General features: G+C 60.8%; 13 protein-coding genes and 1 pseudogene. 8 read left to right on the top strand and 6 right to left on the bottom strand.

Going from position 1 to position 16,715, the window contains the following annotated elements; all coding sequences use genetic code 11:
• Positions 1 to 132 precede the first annotated feature (132 nt).
• From B7Z76_RS16410 to B7Z76_RS13910, 3 genes and pseudogenes are all read right to left on the bottom strand, one after another.
• Positions 133 to 228 (bottom strand): annotated as a pseudogene (locus B7Z76_RS16410) (type II toxin-antitoxin system VapB family antitoxin); the annotation flags it as partial.
• Positions 229 to 420: 192 nt separating this feature from the next.
• Complete coding sequence (locus B7Z76_RS13915) at positions 421 to 942, bottom strand: GNAT family N-acetyltransferase (RefSeq protein WP_408736378.1); 522 nt, start codon at positions 940 to 942, stop codon at positions 421 to 423.
• Positions 939 to 1,238, bottom strand: coding sequence for a DUF1778 domain-containing protein (locus tag B7Z76_RS13910; protein ID WP_007424913.1), 300 nt, complete (start codon positions 1,236 to 1,238; stop codon positions 939 to 941). Before B7Z76_RS13910 ends, B7Z76_RS13915 begins: the two co-directional genes overlap by 4 nt.
• Before the next feature lie 392 nt (positions 1,239 to 1,630).
• Between B7Z76_RS13910 and B7Z76_RS13905 the strand changes: the two genes are divergently transcribed.
• Complete coding sequence (locus B7Z76_RS13905) at positions 1,631 to 1,897, top strand: WGR domain-containing protein (protein ID WP_011930438.1); 267 nt, start codon at positions 1,631 to 1,633, stop codon at positions 1,895 to 1,897.
• Positions 1,898 to 2,010: 113 nt separating this feature from the next.
• Here B7Z76_RS13905 and repC read toward each other — a convergent pair whose 3' ends face one another.
• The gene (gene repC, locus B7Z76_RS13900) at positions 2,011 to 3,411 is read right to left on the bottom strand and encodes a plasmid replication protein RepC (protein WP_291344666.1); all 1,401 of its coding nucleotides are present in this window, start codon (positions 3,409 to 3,411) and stop codon (positions 2,011 to 2,013) included.
• An 867-nt stretch (positions 3,412 to 4,278) separates the two neighbouring features.
• On the opposite strand from repC, the gene B7Z76_RS13895 reads away from it, so the two are divergent.
• Positions 4,279 to 4,692, top strand: a complete 414-nt coding sequence (locus tag B7Z76_RS13895; protein WP_013635079.1) for an MbcA/ParS/Xre antitoxin family protein — start codon at positions 4,279 to 4,281, stop codon at positions 4,690 to 4,692.
• Complete coding sequence (locus B7Z76_RS13890; RefSeq protein WP_236656141.1) at positions 4,689 to 5,378, top strand: RES family NAD+ phosphorylase; 690 nt, start codon at positions 4,689 to 4,691, stop codon at positions 5,376 to 5,378. The genes B7Z76_RS13895 and B7Z76_RS13890 overlap by 4 nt, the downstream gene beginning before the upstream one ends.
• Before the next feature lie 982 nt (positions 5,379 to 6,360).
• On the opposite strand, the gene B7Z76_RS13885 is transcribed toward B7Z76_RS13890, so the two are convergent.
• Positions 6,361 to 7,284, bottom strand: coding sequence for a replication protein RepA (locus tag B7Z76_RS13885; RefSeq protein ID WP_013635080.1), 924 nt, complete (start codon positions 7,282 to 7,284; stop codon positions 6,361 to 6,363).
• 484 nt (positions 7,285 to 7,768) lie between these two features.
• On the opposite strand from B7Z76_RS13885, the gene repA reads away from it, so the two are divergent.
• Together repA and repB are read left to right on the top strand one after the other, a co-directional pair.
• On the top strand, positions 7,769 to 8,962 hold the full coding sequence (gene repA / locus B7Z76_RS13880) for a plasmid partitioning protein RepA (protein WP_174501850.1): 1,194 nt from the start codon (positions 7,769 to 7,771) through the stop codon (positions 8,960 to 8,962).
• On the top strand, positions 8,959 to 9,999 hold the full coding sequence (gene repB / locus B7Z76_RS13875) for a plasmid partitioning protein RepB (RefSeq protein ID WP_174501851.1): 1,041 nt from the start codon (positions 8,959 to 8,961) through the stop codon (positions 9,997 to 9,999). The genes repA and repB overlap by 4 nt, the downstream gene beginning before the upstream one ends.
• Positions 10,000 to 10,775: 776 nt before the next feature.
• Here repB and B7Z76_RS13870 read toward each other — a convergent pair.
• Positions 10,776 to 11,903, bottom strand: a complete 1,128-nt coding sequence (locus B7Z76_RS13870) for a site-specific integrase (protein ID WP_174501852.1) — start codon at positions 11,901 to 11,903, stop codon at positions 10,776 to 10,778.
• 473 nt (positions 11,904 to 12,376) lie between these two features.
• Between B7Z76_RS13870 and B7Z76_RS13865 the strand changes: the two genes are divergently transcribed.
• From B7Z76_RS13865 to B7Z76_RS13855, 3 genes are all read left to right on the top strand, one after another.
• Entirely contained in the window at positions 12,377 to 13,492 is a 1,116-nt protein-coding gene (locus B7Z76_RS13865) for a hypothetical protein (RefSeq protein ID WP_291344656.1), read from the top strand.
• A gap of 268 nt (positions 13,493 to 13,760) precedes the next feature.
• Positions 13,761 to 14,993 (top strand): serine hydrolase, encoded by a 1,233-nt coding sequence (locus B7Z76_RS13860; RefSeq protein WP_291344654.1) that lies wholly within the window; start codon positions 13,761 to 13,763, stop codon positions 14,991 to 14,993.
• A 505-nt stretch (positions 14,994 to 15,498) separates the two neighbouring features.
• Positions 15,499 to 16,191, top strand: coding sequence for an EAL domain-containing protein (locus tag B7Z76_RS13855; protein WP_291344652.1), 693 nt, complete (start codon positions 15,499 to 15,501; stop codon positions 16,189 to 16,191).
• Positions 16,192 to 16,715 lie beyond the last annotated feature (524 nt).

The raw sequence follows: 16,715 nt of genomic DNA, 5'->3' as shown, positions 1-16,715 counted from the left end.
ATGTCTCGCCGCTCGGATGGGAACACATCAATCTCACCGGAGAATATCGCTGGCCAAAACCTTAGCGTAGGATTTCGCCCCCTCCCGCAAACGACCCCTGGCTTCGCGGGTTCGGTCAAGCTCGGCCTGCACCGCAAGCCGCACGGCATCCTGTTTGGTTAAACCCCGCTCTTTCGCCAGTTTGGCGACAAGCTCGGCGGTCGCATCATCGCGGATATAAAGGGGCATGGGCGCCTCAAGATATTCAAATATCTGTTTATAGATATCTCGATATTCCGCCTGGAGCAAGGATATCCACCAGAACATCGCCTGGTCGACATATGCCTACGCCACGGAATGGATTTCGAGGCTCCTCCCATTGCCAGTGCTACCTTCACCGCCGAACGGCTTCCATGTGACCGAATGCCAGGAACTTGGCTTTTAGTTCCCACCCCTCACACCGAGTGACGCCGCGATATCGCCGATCGAGCGGAGCAGGACCAACGGATCGTCCCTCGATTGCTCAAAGCCGCGCCGCTGCCAGAATTCGGCGGCTTCCTTATCGACCGCGTTGACCATCAAGGCCCGACCGCCAATAAGCGAAGCCGCCTGAACGCAGCGCTGAAGGGCGTGCTTCACAAGGCCAGTGCCGATGCCCAACCCCGCCCACCTGGTATCGATCGCCAGTTGACCGAGTAACATGCATGGAACGGGATTGGGTGGCTGCCCTGTCCGGATCGAGCGGGGCAGAACTGTCGGCACGATAGCGGTGGGAGCAAGGCCGTAATATCCAACAACACGACCAGCCTCATGCACAACGACGACGGCGGTAAAGCCCTTCTGCTGGTTGGAAAGCGCGCGCGATTTGAGCCATTGATCAAGCGGCGATTTCCCGCAGGAGAACTCCGATACATCGTGATCAGCGGTAAGTGGTTCAGGCTCCGACAGCGGCAAATAGCTCACCGCTTGGCAACGTAACCCGGCTCCCACGGCGCGGGTCGCTTCAGGACTTCCACCATCTCCGGCACCGGAGCGGCGGGACGCGCCAACACATCCATGAATTCGGCGAAGCCTTCCGCGCTCATCCGGATCAAGCCCTGCTCCATCACAACCTCTTCGGCCGCACGCACAGCGGCGTCACGTACGAAATCCGTGCGCGAACGCCCGCGCAAGCTCGCAGCGCGATCGATCATTGCAACATCCGCCTCGGGCAAGCGCATCGAGATCGGGTATTCCTTGCGTTCAGCTACTGTGGCCATGGCTAATCTCCTTGCCTGCCATATAGCGCACCGTATCGCAAAATCCAATACATAAAGCTCGACACAATCACCAACGATCTCATGAGGAGAGGCGCAGGATGACGATGCGAGCGCAAGGTTCTTAACAACCTGGCTCATTAGGGCACCAGCCGCCTCGGCTTACTCGCTCCCCCTATCAATCATCCCGACATCACGCTTCATTCTTGAGCCTACGGATCTGGGTGGCACGGGCATAGCCTCTTTGTTAGACTTTGCCGGCTATGAACTCCTCTCAGCAAAATATCGAGGCACCCAGATCCAGTCAGATATATCGACACGCCTCGCTGCAACCTGGTCATCTGCAATATTCCGCATCTGACGCGTGTCGTGCGACAGAAAGGGATTTCAAATCGATGCAGTTGGCTCTGTTCCCAGAGCAAATCAGACTCATCCGGGTCCGACCCGAACACAACGAAAAGCGCTACTACCAGATCGAGATCGTTACAGACCTGTTCGGTGCCGTCGGCCTCGCACGAACCTGGGGGCGGATCGGACGTTCCACACACTCCCGGTTTGACCCCCTCCCCGATCTCGGCACCGCCATCGATGCCCTCCGCCGTCTGGCTCGCGCCAAACGTCGCCGCGGCTATCAGGACTATCCATCTACAGGGTGGTTCTGACAAAAATACAGTTCTGCGACAGCCAAGCTCAGGCGCATTCGAAGAGCCAAGTTCCGATCGATCAGGCCTTTGTAGCCGAGCGCGATGCAAACCACCCGGCTGTATTGCAGACATTAGATCGAGCGCGACGCGTCACATGCGTGCGACCTTGGTGGCCGCGGCATCCCGCTCGCTGCCCGGATCCCCCAGATCGATCGCGCTAGGTTCAGCTCGCCGGCCCGCGCCCGGGCCACCATCCCGTGGAAATATCCACCCGGCGAGCCGCGGAAGTGGTCGCTCGGCTTGGTCGAGACGATGGCCAGTGCCACCGCCGCCTGTTCGCGCCCCATCGCCAGGCATGCATCCCCCCATAGCGGCTTCGAGACACCGAGGTCATGACGCAGCCAGTCGGCCGCCTCCACGATCTCCGGCCATCCGGGCGAGGATTTCGCCAGGTAGGCCCGCAACCGGGGCGCCAGCCTGACCAGCTCGTCCGGCGTCATGCGGAACACCGTGCCGTCCGGCGGGATTTCAGGCTTTATCGCCCGACTGCCGGTCGACCGATGCCCGGCTTCCTTCCCATCTCCATTCCTGCCAGTCCTCGTCGAGCCTCCAGCGCTCGTGCCCGCGCCACCCGAGGTCGAGCTACGCTTTCTCAATGCAGATACGTGATCCGTAGGATTAAGAGTCTGGTTTGTATGTGTAATATGAGGCTCATCAGTGAGCCCCTTGGGGCTCATATTTGTTGATTCGACACCAGCCTTCACGGCTTCCTTCAGCGCGTCCATCGCCGCCTCGAGCCTGCCACGAAGGTCCGCCTGCCGGTTTTCCAGCGTCGTCACGCCGAGCGTCACCTCGTCCAGCTCCTCGATGCGACGGATCCGCGCGACCAGGCGCCTCGCCTCATCCGCCTGGCGGGCCCACCCCTCGGCGATCCCGAGCTCTGTCGCCGTCTCCACGATCTGCTGGATCCCGCGCACGGCGATCGTCGCCCGCCGGCGCAGCTGCTTCAGCGCCTCGAAGCGGGCCCGGCCACGCTCTGCGATCTCCCGGAACTCGGCCTGGCGGACCGCAATGGGCGAGAGATCGAAGCCATACGCCTCGACGATCCGGCCGCGCAGGTCCCGCCGGCCATACCGCTTGCCGTTCGGACTGTCGCGCATGGTGACCAGCCCGAGATGGGCGAGCAGCCGGTTCAGCCGCTTCACCTGCGCCTCGCTCAGGCACAGCGCCTCCATCTGCATCGCCGCCGACGGCCAGACGATCGGCCGCGCGCCTTCCTGCCAGTCCTGCACCTGGGTGAAGCGGAACAGCCAGTCGATCGCCTGCGTGATCCGCGGGCCGAACCGCAGATACGGAGCCGCCGCCTTGAAGGCGGCCAGCACCCGGCCGGGGTCGACCTGGCCGCCCTCACTCACCGTACCGAAATCATCGGCGAGTCGCTCTGTCGCAACCATCCCGAGCGTGAGGCGCCGCACGCCGCGCACGCCTCCTCGTTTGGGACCCGGCCCCGATTCGGGGCGGAAATTCTCCATCTTGATCCTCCATCAGTGTCGGATCGCGACGGGCAAAGCCCTCCCGTGAGCGGAAACGGCAATTTCCACTTGGCAGGATGGCTTCCGATGAGTATGTTCGGGATTGCGAAATCACCGAACGGCTCTCGGAGCCCGTAGCGAATTTAGCGAAAGCCCGCCCGGCAAGGCGGGCTTTCGCGCGTCTGGGTTATAAAGTTCTGGGTGAGGCCGCCCTCCATTCCTCAATGAGCTGCTGGAGCGCTTGGCCGCGGCTGCGCAGACCTTTTCGCTCCTTGATGGTGTCGATCAGGCTGATCGTCTCGTTCGGAAGGTGGACGAGCACACCTGTAGCGCCGCGCGCGCGTTGCCTGCGCCTGTAGCGTGCGCTCGCATCATCGCCGGCGGTACGTGTGTTCGGCATCCTGTTCACTCCACCATCTCTATGGCTAGTCAGTCACCATTCAGAGATTCACGGAGCGAGTCCACAGTTTCTTGCGCCCGAGTCGCGCTTAGCGGCTGATATAAAACGCCTTTTCCTAAAATTTTTCTTTGCACCCCCGAGTCGCAGACGGCGTAGATGGCTAGCCTGAGAGCGCCGGGCGCATGCGACTCGGGACCGGCAGTCCGACCTGCTGGATTTTGTCCGCCATCCGCAAACCACGGTCAGGGGGCAATTAGCCTGGTCCTGGGATCTTGTCCGGCTCTGCGGCACCGTGGCCGCTCGCTGCCGCAGTTCCTTAAACTGCCGCTACTGCATAGTTTCGGAATCTTCCTCGGGCCATAGGCCGACATTGTCCTTGCTGCTCCGGCCGATCGTGCAGTGACGCCCACTCACTCCCATTGCCAATTGGCACATCTCTATAATATAAGTGCCAGAGGAGAGCAGTTGTGAAATTCGCCACGGTTCAGCCACTCACGGCACGTCCTGACATTCCCGTTATCACAGATGAGGAAGCAACGGCGCTAGCTCGAGCTACCGTCAATCTTTTTCGCGCCTGGAGCCTGACCGATCAGGAAGCCCGAGTGCTCCTTGGCGAGATGGCCCAGCGGACATGGGCGCGCTGGAAGGCTGGTGACGTCGGCCGTATCGACCGTGACCTGCGTGCCCGGATGGCGATACTTATGGGGATCCATAAGGCGCTGCGCTATCTGTTCACCGACCCTGCCCGCGGATACGCGTGGATCCGCAAGCCCAACGACGCCTTCGAGGGTCGAAGCGGCCTGGATTTGATGTTGCGCGGAGAGATCACCGATCTGATGGACCTTCGGAAATACCTGGATGCAGAACGGGGCGCTTGGTGAATGTACCGATCCGCCGGGTGAGCTGGCCGCGCACCATACGCATTATCCGCTCTATCTATCCGCCGATTGATCTCTTTGAGGACATTGCCGACCCGGCGGACTGGGATGCTTTGGCCTCGGCGGAGGCCAAGTTCAACCCGCGCATCCGCGATAGCATCGGAGATCTGTCCAAGGTGCCAGTGGCGCGGCGCGTAACCGGGCCGGGCGCCAGTTGGGTTATGGCACCATTCGTTCATTGCTCACCTCTACGGCCTAGCCGATTCTCAGATGGCAGCTTCGGACTCTACTACGCGGGCGACCGCACGGAAGTCGCGATAGCCGAAACCATCCACCACCACGCCCGCTTCATGCGCGCCACCAACGAAGACCCCGGCTGGACCTCGCAGTTCCGCGAACTTGTCGGAACCATCGATGTAGATCTGGACGACGCGACCGGCCGTGCCGACCTCCTTCATCCCAATGAATATGTCGCCTCGCAGACCTTCGGAGCCGAACGACGCGCAGCAGGATCAAACGGCATCATATGGCCAAGTATCCGCTATCCGGACGGTCAGTGCATCGCTGTTTTCTGGCCCGACGTCATTCCGATTCCCATCCAGGGCGCGCATTATGCCTATCACTGGAACGGCAGCGCGGTGGATTACATCAAGCGTCTCGACGATGGCGTGGTCTGGGAGGTGGCGTAGCCGGCAACACCGCCCTGCACGTGGCCACACTCAGACACTCCGGACTCTTCCACCGCGGAGCCCCCCCCCGCGCCGCACATCACTCGCGTCACCAGGCGGATGGTATGGAGAAGGCTGAGGGGGGCGCGACCTGCTCCCCTGGGAGGTCCTCGGTTTAAGGTTTGCCAGTTCTCTCAAGCAGGAGCCAGGCAATAGGGCCGGCAAGGTTCGAACGAGCAGAACATTGGCATTTTGAAAGAGTATCAGGCGGGCTTGTCTGCGACTGATCTGTGCAGCAAGCACCGGGTTTTCCGTCTGCTCATGGGCTGATTTCCGGGCCATTGTCGTCCGGCGCCGCGCTTTACATCGCGTCATTCAGCATGCCGCGCACCCGATCGATCCGATTGGTGCCCATTTCGTCTGGTGAAGACCCGATCCCCTCACCAGAGTCCACGGGGTCATGCCGAAATCACGCTTCAAACCAGCGTCGGCTCCCGGTGCAATGCCGAGGTACCCATTCGGCACAAACCGTGGACTCTGGTGATATGCTTGGACCATTGCTCACTAAAGTCCACGGTTTGTGCCCAGAGTCAGGATGCAAACGAGTGTGGATTTTGGTGAGAGGCAGCGTTGGTGGGTGCGCAACCAGCCATATCGACCCTGTCAGCTGACAAGGGTGAGCGGCGGATAAACCTTTGATCTCGTGATGTTGACCTTGCGACCACAAATGATTCCGGATCTCGGGAAAAGCTCGACGACTAGGGCGTGGACTCTAGTGAGTTGCCATAGAACCGGCACCAGGGCGTGGACTCTGGTGAGATGCCATAGGACCGGCACCAGGGCGTGGACTCTGGTGAGATGCCATAGGACCGGCACCAGGGCATGGACTCTGGTGAGATGCCAAGAAAACAGAGATCAGGATGTGGACTTTGGTGAGGAAATCGAGCCTGGCGTGCTGGCGTGGACTCTGGTGATGCCAGCCTTGATGCGGAACAGTAGGTGTCTATCGGATCGATTGCACGCGAGGACGCACCGGTGGCCGGCTCGATTTCAGAATTACACCCTCGTCCACGATATCCACCTGCGCATCTGGATATACCGCAAGAGCCAGCTTCAGCGCACTCGGCCAGCGAGCCTTGAAATGATATACTTCTCGATAGCCGCAGCCGAACTGCGCCTTCAGAGCCTTCCAGGTGACTAGCTTTGCGGCGGGCAGTGCGTGCAGGCGGTAGGCCAGCCAGAGGTAGCAATCCAGCGCCCCGGGGTTGTTGTTGATGGCCTTGATGGCAGCTTCCTCAAGCGGAACCGGATGCTTTTGCAGCTGCTCGAAAAAGCCCTCCGAGAGTCGCGCCATTGAGAGCATCGGCTTTCCGCTGCCCTCCTCGGTATCTTCGACGAACAGGGCGCCGTCCATAATCGACTGGTTGATCAAACCGACTGATTTGCCGCCCTGAATGTGAAATGTCAGGCGGCAGCGGCTGATCCTCTCGGCCTGATCTTTGACCAACTTCGCTGTCTTGCCGCCGACGCTTACCCCGATTCGACTCAGCCAGTCCCGCAAAGAGCGCCCGAGCTCGATTTCTCTCGACCCGGTCCTGATCGCCTCGGTCTGAAGGTAGAGAAGGATAAGTCGTGCATGTGCCCCAAACGGTACACCGACGAAATCTAGAGGGCCTTCTTCGCTCCTGGGCTTCCGACCAGGCTCGACGACAAGCCTTGTTCTTTCAATGCTGATTTCCCATGGTTGATCATCCGCCAGCCTGCGATGAGGGAGGGCGCACTGAGCCCAACCCGAATAGGCAAAGCTCAGGGTCGTGTCCTCGTCCCCCATATACTGGGCCGCAGCTTCAACAAAACTGCGCTCGATACCGGCATCAAGCGCCCCTGCCCTTCCCCTCGCCTCGATTAGATTATGGATTTCTCCCATCGCATTTTCCAGTGACTCGGTGATCGGACAAATCCGATATAGCAAAGTTATCAACATCTGTCGCTGTGGACTTTGGAGAGGAAGCTATTTGGTAGAATATTAGATTCTTATTATTAGTTTCATCGCAAGGGTCCACGGGATAATCCTGTTAAGTCGTTGATTTTCCACTTCTGGTCTCTCTCAAGAGTCCACAGATTTTATCACTGAAGTCCACAAGAGAGGCTCACGACCTGTGGATAAGATCCTGCCGACCGGATCCGACTCGGGGTGCCTCCCCCCGCGAATCGCGGAACGCTGGCTCACCAAAAAAATGGATAGAACCGCATCTCAAGCACTTAATGGCAGTTCTTCAGCTATCATAAGAAGCCGAATTTTCTGGACAACAAGTTTCAAGGCCCATATGACATGACGGATAACGCCTGTCAGGGCGCATTTTTGCCGTCAGATCGAGGCGTCATTTAGTCTTCGGAGGGTTTCAATCATAATGGACCAGATCGAGTCGCCGCCTGACAAAATCGTCCGACATGCGACACTTTTGTCCAATCAACTTCATATATTGCGACAGCGCATGTATCCACCGGAGGCACAGAAATCCCTCAGGCCGTTTGCAACGCATGAAGTCTCGTCACTGACGTCTATCCCCGAATCGACGCTGCGGACGATGTCGATTGAGGGTAAGGGCCCGATCCCTTCGCGGCGTGAAAACAACCACCGGACTTATACGCTTGAGCAGGTCAACGAGCTCAGGCAATTCTTTGCCGCACAGAAGCCGAACGATGCTCTCCGCTACCTACCTCGCCGGCGCGCTGGCGAACACCTCCAGATCCTCGGAGTCGTGAATTTCAAGGGCGGTTCGGCCAAGACCACCTCAAGCGCGCATCTCTGCCACTACCTGGCGCTGCAGGGTTATCGGGTGCTGGCGATCGATCTCGATCCCCAGGCCAGCCTTTCCGCAATGTTCGGTGCCCAGCCCGAACTTGATGTCGGTGCCAACGAGACGATTTTCGCATCTCTGCGAAGCGGCGAAGACAGACGCCCGATGCGCGAGATCGTGCGCAAGACATACTTTACCGGGATCGATCTCATTCCTGGCAACATCGAAGTCATGGAGTACGAGCACGAGACCCCTCGCCTTCTTGCTGAGAGCAACGGCGGCGAAGCGGCTCTGTTCTTCGAGCGTCTCAGGGTGTCGATTGCCGAGGTTGAAGACGACTATGACATCGTCATTCTCGACACGCCGCCATCACTTGGCTTCCTGACTCTTGGCGCCATCTGTGCGGCCACCGGGCTAATTGTTACGGTTCATCCGGCAATGCTCGATATGATGTCAATGTCCCAGTTCCTTTTGATGATGGGGGATCTGATCAGTGTGATCGGTAGTGCTGGCGCAGCCCTGCAGCAGGACTTCCTCAAATACCTGATCACGCGACATGACCCTAACGACCAGCCGCAGACGCAAATCGTCTCGTTGATGCGCCACCTTTTCGCCGATGACGTCTTTATTCCGACCGCGATCGAAAGCACTGCGGTAGAGAGCGCCGGACTGCACAAGAAGAGCATCTACGAACTGGCACCCGGTGATGTCGGTCGTGACACGTATCGGCGTGCGCGGGATTCCATGGATGCCGTCAATTTCGCGATCCTCGAGATGATCAACAGGGCCTGGGGGCGCAAATGAGCAAGAAGCCATCACGATCGATCGTCGGCAGCTTCAACCTGCTTTCCGAATCCCTGCGCCCCGACAAAGAACCGGTCGAACCAAACAATCCGTCTTTCTCCCCCGCACCTCACCACACACCCAGGATGCCGGCCGGCGTTGTCGCGGCCACCGAGCGGTCGATCTCCCAACTCCGCGAGGAGCGTGACCAGCTTAGGGCCAGGCTTTCGAATATGGCCCCCGATGAGTTGGACCCGGCCATCTTGGAGCCCTCCCCGATCCCTGATCGTCTGCCGGACGATGATCAGGAAGGCTTTAATGCCCTGGTGGATTCAATTTCTGCCGAGGGACAGAAGCTTCCGATTCAAGTCCGCCCCCACCCATCCAAGCCCGGTCGCTACCAGATCGTCTATGGCCACCGTCGTTGGAGAGCCGCCCAGCATCTGGGTGTCAAAGTCAGGGCGTTCGTTGTCGCCCTGGACGACAGGGAACTGATCATCACGCAAGGACTGGAAAACGAGTCTCGACAGGATCTGAGCTGGATTGAGCGTGCGTCGTTCGCCAGAAAGATGGAAGACCGCAGGATAGATCCACGCGACATCAAAGGCGCACTGAGTATCGATGACGCCGAACTCTCGAAGATGCGGATGGTGACCCGCGTGATTTCGCGCGAGCTCATCGAGACCATCGGTCGTGCACCCAAGATCGGTCGTCCCCGGTGGCTCAACCTTGCCAAAGCGCTGGAATCCGATCCATCCAGGGAAGCGGACGTTCGCCAAACCTTGTCAGGTGACAAGGCCCCGGCCTCGTCGAACGAGCGCTTTAGCCTCGCCATGGCGACGCTTCAGGCAGAGCATTTGAAGTCGTCTGACGAGATCGATCTTCTGACCTCGAAAGATGTTCGAATTGGCACGGCAAGTTTTTCCGGGTCCAGCGTCACCATTCGGTTTAGCAAAGATCATGCTGCGCCGCTGCGGGAATTTATTCGAAGCGCACTCCCAGAACTCGCTGATGCCTATGAGCGGCAAGTTGCGTCCAACCGGTCCAAAAATGGCTGATCCAACCCCCAACCGAGTCAGACCAACGGCGCGTCCATTTTTTCCAAGGTTCGTCAGCTGTGTTATTGTACCGGATAGACCTTGTCAGATGACAAGGCGCTTGAGGGAGCGCGGCACCATGCCTCCGGTTCTATAAACAAAATCAGGAAAATTGTGTATTTGCGCAGCCCGTGCCCACCTTCCAGAACGGGTAGAGTCACTTCTCGCCGCGAACTTGTCAGCTGACAAGGCTACACTCGCGATAAGATTATGAGACATCAAGACAGATGTCCGTGAAAGGGGAGGGGCCGAATACACGGAGATGTCCGCCGTCTAAGGCGTCCTTGCCTTATCGGCACTCTCGTAGGCGACAATAAGCTGATTGCACTGGCGGCCTCAAGAACTCCCCGGGAGTTCCGTTTATGTACCTAGCGATGGTTCGCTCTCCATCGGCAGTCCCTTCGCATACGCAGCCTGCGGTGCCTGCTCGAGAACCATCGCGACAGCCTGCCGTTCGCCGTGTTCAATCGAAACCCGGGCGAACGAGATCCCCAACTAGTTCAGGATCCCGATGATCCGCTCATCGATCTGCTCGACCTGGTCACGTTCGTGGACGCGGCCATAGTCCCTGTATCACTCCGACCGGTCGACGAAGAGGTTCAGTGACGAGTACGCGAAATGCGCTTCGAGTGCCGCTAGCTTGATGCCAGGGCTGGTCTGGTAGGCGCAGCACAGCAGGCAAGGGCACTTTGCGCCTGCAGGTGATCCGGATTGGCCTGAAACGGAGTCCGACGGATTTAGAGCACCCCATCCAGCGGGTGCCCGTCAAACAGGTCGCCGAACTCCAGATACTCCCCGAGCACGTCATAGCTCTTGTGGCGGCCGAGCCGCTTCAGGCGGGCCGGATGGACGCCGCGCTCCATCCCGGTGGTCAGCGCGCCGCGCTTGAGGCTGTGCCCGCCCAGGTCACGCCGGCCGAACCCGGCCGCCATGGCCCGGCGCTGGATGATCAGGGCCACGCTTTGCGGGGTGAGGGCCCGCTCGCCGATGACCGGCCCCGGCGGCGCGGTCCGCTCGCGCCCCTTGCGGCCGGATGGCGGAGACCAGATCCGGCGGAACAACGGACCCCGCTGCAACCCCGCGGCGACCCGCCAGCGCTCAAGGGCATGCACCGGGCAGAGTTCGGTATCGCCGTAGGGCAGGGCGACGGTGACCGCCTCGGCCTGGCTTCCTTTGGTCTGCGGCAGGGTCAGCCGGAGCCCCCGCTCTGACGGTGTCAGGTGCTCGATCCTGATGCCGGCGAGTTCCGAGCGCCGCAGCGCGCCGGCGAAGCCGACCAGGATCAGCGCGCGGTCGCGCAAGTCGATCAGCCCGGTATCGCCGATCGGTGCCAGCAGCCGGCGGATCACCGTCGTAGTCGCCGCCACCTTCTTGCGGCGGATCTCGCCGCGGGAGGCGGCGTCACGCTGGATGCCCGCCATGGTCTCGGCGACGCAGGCATCATCGGTCGGCACCGGGCAGCCGGCGAGCCGGTGAAGGTAGCGGATCGCGGCGCGCCGGAGCTTCAGCGTTTCGGGTGAGACGCCGCGGCCGCGCTCATCGGCGAGGAAGGCCGCGACATCCGCGCCGGAGGCGGGGAGGGGCGTCAGCCCGTGGCGGTCGCACCAGAGGCACCAGACGCGCACCGCGGCCCGGTAGGCCCGCCTGGTGTTGTCCGCCTTGGCCCGGCGGGCATAGGCGCTGGCGGCGCTGCGGGCGCCGGCGAGCGTGCCATCGGCCACCGGGACCGGCTCGTCCTCGATCTCGCTGAACCAGCGCCGGACCGCGTGCCCGTCGCCGGCGAGCGGGGGAGGGGAGGGCACCAGGCTGCCTACGGATGGCGCGTCGAGGCGGTCTTGCGGTGCGAATGCGGTGTCATCGGGCACGAGGGGCCTCTCCTGAGCGCGAATCGGGCGGTTCTGCGCCCGGAATCCTACGAAATTTATGTAGTAGCGACAACCATGCTTATCAGGAAATCAGTTAAAAAATCCTGATCACCCCCTAAAAAAGACGGTTATTTTGTGCTATACGGCATATGGCGCAAAAATACGGATCAAGATATTGATTTACCTTTCGGGGATTTTCGCAGCTTTCCGCTCAGCCCGGGCCCGGCTCTTGATCCACATCAGGGTCCGGCGCCGGCGCGGCGCGCCCGAGGCGGTTCGGGGTTTCGAGCGCCGGCCGCGCCTCGGGCCGACCGGTCGAGAAGATCGGCACAAGGTGGCCGGCGTGCCGCGCCTGTCAGGTCGGGGCGGTGACGGCGAGGTCGCGCATGGACGGCAGACGGTCGACCGTGTCCACGAAATGCTTATGCTCCCTCACCATCAGCCCGGTCAGGACGGCGGGGCCAAGGCACTTCATGGCTCCCCCTGAAATGCCGGCCCAGCAGCAGCTGATGATCGCCCTCGAGCGGGCAGCCGGAGCGTTTGCCCGGCTCGACCAGGCCCTCTCGATGCACCCACTCCGCAGCGCCTTCCTCTACCGGTTTCGTCTCGATGCGGTGCGCCGCCAGGCAATGGTCGACGGGCAGATGATCGAGCCGTGGCATCTCGCGGCCCTGCTCGAGGGGGTTCGGCTCCGCATGGACCCATGGCTGAGCCTCGCCGAGCGGGGCGACATCTTCGATGCGGCCCGCCACGCGCTCTCGATGCACCAGTGGATCGTCGAGCCCGATTTTGATCAGGAGGGCGAGATCCAGGTGGCGATGAAGGCGATCGAGCGGGATGTTGCGCGCGCCTCCCCGCTGCTCGGCGCGGCGCACGCGGCCCATGCCTGGCTGGCCGGGGGCGGGAGACGAGCTCCATTGCGGGGCGCACTCATCCGCTTCTGGCAGCAGAGCGGACTGCTGCACCTTCCGGTTCCGATCACCGGACCGCAGGCCCTCGGCGGCGACCTTCCCTTCGATCGGGAGAGCTGGATCCCGCTTCTGCTCCACGCACTGGCGAACGAGGCCGCGGCCGCCCAGGACCTCCTCCGCGATCTCGAGCGGGCCTGGCAGGTCGCGCGCGCTTCGATCGGCAAGCGGCGCAAGAACAGCCGGGCCGCCACGGCGATCGATATCCTGGCGGCAACCCCGATCATCTCCGCGAAGTCGCTCGCCGATCGGCTCGGCATGAATGTGGCGAACGCCCACGCCCTGCTCGGCGAACTGCTCGAGGCTGGGCTGGTCGTCGAGCTTTCGCGCCGCAGCAAGCGGCGGTTGTTCGGCCTGTCGGGCATGGGTCGCATGCGCGACTACGTGGCGCCGCCGCGCCGGCCGTTGCCGGGGCGGGGAAGGGGACGCCCCCGGATCGAGCGCGAAATGCCACTGCCCGCGACGCCCGCCGAGCTTCCGCCGGCGCCATCCGGTGGCGTCCTGCCCCGGCTTGCGTTCGACTTCAGCGATCTGGAAGAGGCCATGGCGGCAGCCGATGAAGCGATCCGTGAGACCAGGATCAGCCTCGATCGGATCCGTCAGGCCGGACGGCCGGAGTAGGGACTACCTCGACCGGTGCGCCCTGGGGAGCAGGTGAAACCTATACGGTTCAGCGGAATGACCCGGCGTTCGTCTCGAACAACGCCGCGCATGAGCTCGCCGCTTCTGGTTTGGACGAAGCTGGCCTCTCCGCGTTAATTGCGACCTCACCGTCGCGACAGCGAAGCATCTTTGGTCATGCTTGCGACAACATCGTCTTGCCTGCCAACATCCCGGTACGACTGGAATGGGACGCAGTTCGGAACATTAAAGGAGAGGAGGCACAGACATGGACAAGGGTAGTGGCGGCTCGGTGGGGATGAGCGCGGAACGGCTCGAGCGTATCGGGGCGGCGATGCAGGGCTATGTCGATCGGGGAATCTATGCCGGCATCAACACCGTCGTCGCGCGGCGCGGCGTGGTTGTGCAGCAAGGGCAGTATGGCTTTCGCGATAAAGAGGCCGGCTTACCAATGGCTGCGGACACGATTTTCCGCCTTTATTCGATGACGAAGCCGGTCGTATGCACGGCGTTAATGACTCTGGTCGAGGAGGGGCGGCTCCGGCTGTTCGATCCCGTCGCGCGCTACGTTCCCGCGTTGGCCGGTTTGACCGTGCTGCGGCCGGACGGCTCGCGCACTGCGCCGGCCCGGCCGGTCATGGTGCGTGATTTGATGACGCACACAAGCGGGCTTTCCTATCATTTCCTCGAGGAGACGCCTGTCGGGCCGATGTATGCGGACGGCAAGCTGCTAGATCCGACTGTTTCGCTCGCCGAGGCGATCGACGATCTGGCGCGCTACCCGCTGGCCTTCGAGCCGGGCTCGCGCTGGCATTACAGCATCGGCATCGATGTTGCCGCGCGCGTGATCGAGGTGGTGAGCGGCGAGACGCTCGCCGACTTCTTGCGCGGTCGCCTGTTCGAACCACTCGGCATGGTCGATACCGGCTTCGGGGTGCCGGAGGCAAAGCGGTCTCGCCTCGCGGCGATGTATGGCCGCCCCGACCTCATCGATCCCAACCAGACATTCCAGAAATCGCTCACCCAATGGAGTGAAGGGGTCAATGACCGGCTCGACGTGGAGCGAACCTATCCGGTCAATGCGGGGACGACATTCCAGCGCGGTGGCCACGGGCTCTTCGGCACGGCGGGCGACTATCTGCGTTTCGCGCAGATGCTTGCGAACGGCGGGGAACTCGAGGGAGTGCGCATCCTCGGTTCCAGAACTCTCGCCTTCATGCATTCCAACCATCTGCCGAAGTCGCTGGTCCCGATCGCTCTCGATGGCGTACCATTCCCGGGCTATGGCTTCGGGCTTGGCTCCCGCGTCGCGATCGATGTGGCGCAGACCGGGGTGCCGGGCTCGATCGGCGAATTCGGCTGGGCCGGCGCCGCGAAGACCTATTATTGGGTCGACCCGGTGGAACAGGTGGTCTGCGTCTTCATGACGCAATCGATGTCGAGTTTCGATCTGCCGGAAATGGACCTGCGCGCCTTGGTCTATGCGGCGATCGAGGACTGATGCTGGCGACGGCTTGCTGAGCGCGGCGATGGTGGCAGTCCACCAGAAGCCGCGCTACGTGGCCTACTTTTCAACCGTCGCGTACAGCAGTGAGCGAATCGCCGTGCGCGCACGCAGGGCAACTGCGGGGACACGCGATTGCCTTGGGGGGCGTTCATCGTTATTTCCGGGATTGACGAATATTCGATCGATAAGGCTATGGCACGTTTGACGACAAGGGACGGCAAAACGCTGGCCCGAGACCGCTCATTGACGATGCGGCGCATGCCCTGCCCGCACGGCCGACTGAACCATCAGTGATATCGAGAAACGGTGATATATATTTTAGGCGAACGTTAAATAATTGGTTGCATTCTTTTGTATACTTAATTTGTATCTCGCGAAAGCATCTACTTGAGGATGTATTAATAATGGCGACGCGATAATGGGGCTGGTAAAAGCGAGCCTCAAAGACACAAGATCATGCGCGGGCTGTCGACAGGGGCAATTCGACAGGCCGCTCGCCATGGCATTTCAGCCAATCATCGATGTCGCGGCGCGATCAGTCTTCGCCTATGAGGCTTTGGTGCGCGGCCCCGCCGGAGAGTCGGCAGGGAGTATATTGGAAACCATTGGCCAGTCGGAACTCTATGCTTTTGACCAAGCATGTCGAGTGACGGCGATTGAAACCGCCGCCGCTCTTGGGCTCGGCGATAGCTCTTGCGATCTCTCGATCAATTTTCTGCCTAATGCAGTCTATGAGCCCCGAGCGTGCATTCGCACGACTCTGCAAGCTGCCGCCCGGACCAGATTTCCAACCAGAAAGCTTATCTTCGAGATTAACGAGGGAGAATTGTTGAGCACGCCCGATCATTTGGCCGATATCGTGGCGGAATACGCAGCTATGGGCTTCCGCACGGCGATTGATGATTTTGGGTCGGGATATTCCAATCTCAATCTACTCGCCAAATTCCGCCCGGATCTGGTGAAGCTCGACATGGAACTGATCCGCGGCATCGAGTCGGATAAGAGGCGCAGGAGCATTGTCAGCCATTGCGCTGCGATGTGCCGGGAAATGGGGATCACCGTCGTTGCCGAAGGCATCGAAACGCTTGGCGAATGCTCGGCGTTGAACGATCTCGGGATTACGCTCATGCAAGGCTATCTTTTCGCGAAGCCAGGCTTTCGCAGCTTGCCAACGCCTACATGGGCGAACTGACCTCAGCGATCACACATCGCATTGCTGGAATATTCAGAAATAATGCCAACTCGGGATTTTTGCTGACCGGTCATTATTTTCTGTATCAAAGTCCACGATCGGCGCTGGCGGCAAGCATGGCGAGATCGCGCACAAGATGCGAGTGCGGCCGATGGCGCGCTGCGATATGTCGACGGCTCCGGTCCGCGATACGTAAAGCGGTGCCGGCGGGCGAACGTCGTGAAGACTGATTTGCTACGCTTTTTTGTACCCAGTTGGTCTCCTGCGAAATGCCATGCGAGGCTTTTCTCCTTACAGAACAACTTATTGCGTCCATCCGACAACGGATGGAGCGGGAAGAGGCGAGTTGATCCGATTGCTCTGACAATGCCATCCCAAGACGCTACGCAAACGGCCGCTCCGTCTCGAGCCAAGTTGCTCTGACAAGCATTGTCAGGTTGACGTGGTGATCGTGTGCCCGTAGCGATTTCGGATGATGGCTTTGACTCTGCCTGCACGTTTGAAGGGATATCGCTTCCCTCGAT

Source organism: Acidiphilium sp. 20-67-58 (assembly GCF_002255515.1).
Taxonomy (GTDB): domain Bacteria; phylum Pseudomonadota; class Alphaproteobacteria; order Acetobacterales; family Acetobacteraceae; genus Acidiphilium.
The sequence above is the reverse complement of the archived record's forward strand: the minus strand, read 5'-3'. Positions and strand labels throughout refer to the sequence as shown.

What these genes read in the sequence shown, in the direction of transcription:
- B7Z76_RS13910 (WP_007424913.1), bottom strand. Translation starts at nt 1,238, where the DNA reads ATGGCCACAGTAGCTGAACGCAAGGAATACCCGATCTCGATGCGCTTG.
- B7Z76_RS13905 (WP_011930438.1), top strand. Translation starts at nt 1,631, where the DNA reads ATGCAGTTGGCTCTGTTCCCAGAGCAAATCAGACTCATCCGGGTCCGA.
- repC (WP_291344666.1), bottom strand. Translation starts at nt 3,411, where the DNA reads ATGGAGAATTTCCGCCCCGAATCGGGGCCGGGTCCCAAACGAGGAGGC.
- B7Z76_RS13885 (WP_013635080.1), bottom strand. Translation starts at nt 7,284, where the DNA reads ATGGGAGAAATCCATAATCTAATCGAGGCGAGGGGAAGGGCAGGGGCG.
- repA (WP_174501850.1), top strand. Translation starts at nt 7,769, where the DNA reads ATGGACCAGATCGAGTCGCCGCCTGACAAAATCGTCCGACATGCGACA.
- repB (WP_174501851.1), top strand. Translation starts at nt 8,959, where the DNA reads ATGAGCAAGAAGCCATCACGATCGATCGTCGGCAGCTTCAACCTGCTT.
- B7Z76_RS13865 (WP_291344656.1), top strand. Translation starts at nt 12,377, where the DNA reads ATGGCTCCCCCTGAAATGCCGGCCCAGCAGCAGCTGATGATCGCCCTC.
- B7Z76_RS13860 (WP_291344654.1), top strand. Translation starts at nt 13,761, where the DNA reads ATGGACAAGGGTAGTGGCGGCTCGGTGGGGATGAGCGCGGAACGGCTC.
- B7Z76_RS13855 (WP_291344652.1), top strand. Translation starts at nt 15,499, where the DNA reads ATGGCATTTCAGCCAATCATCGATGTCGCGGCGCGATCAGTCTTCGCC.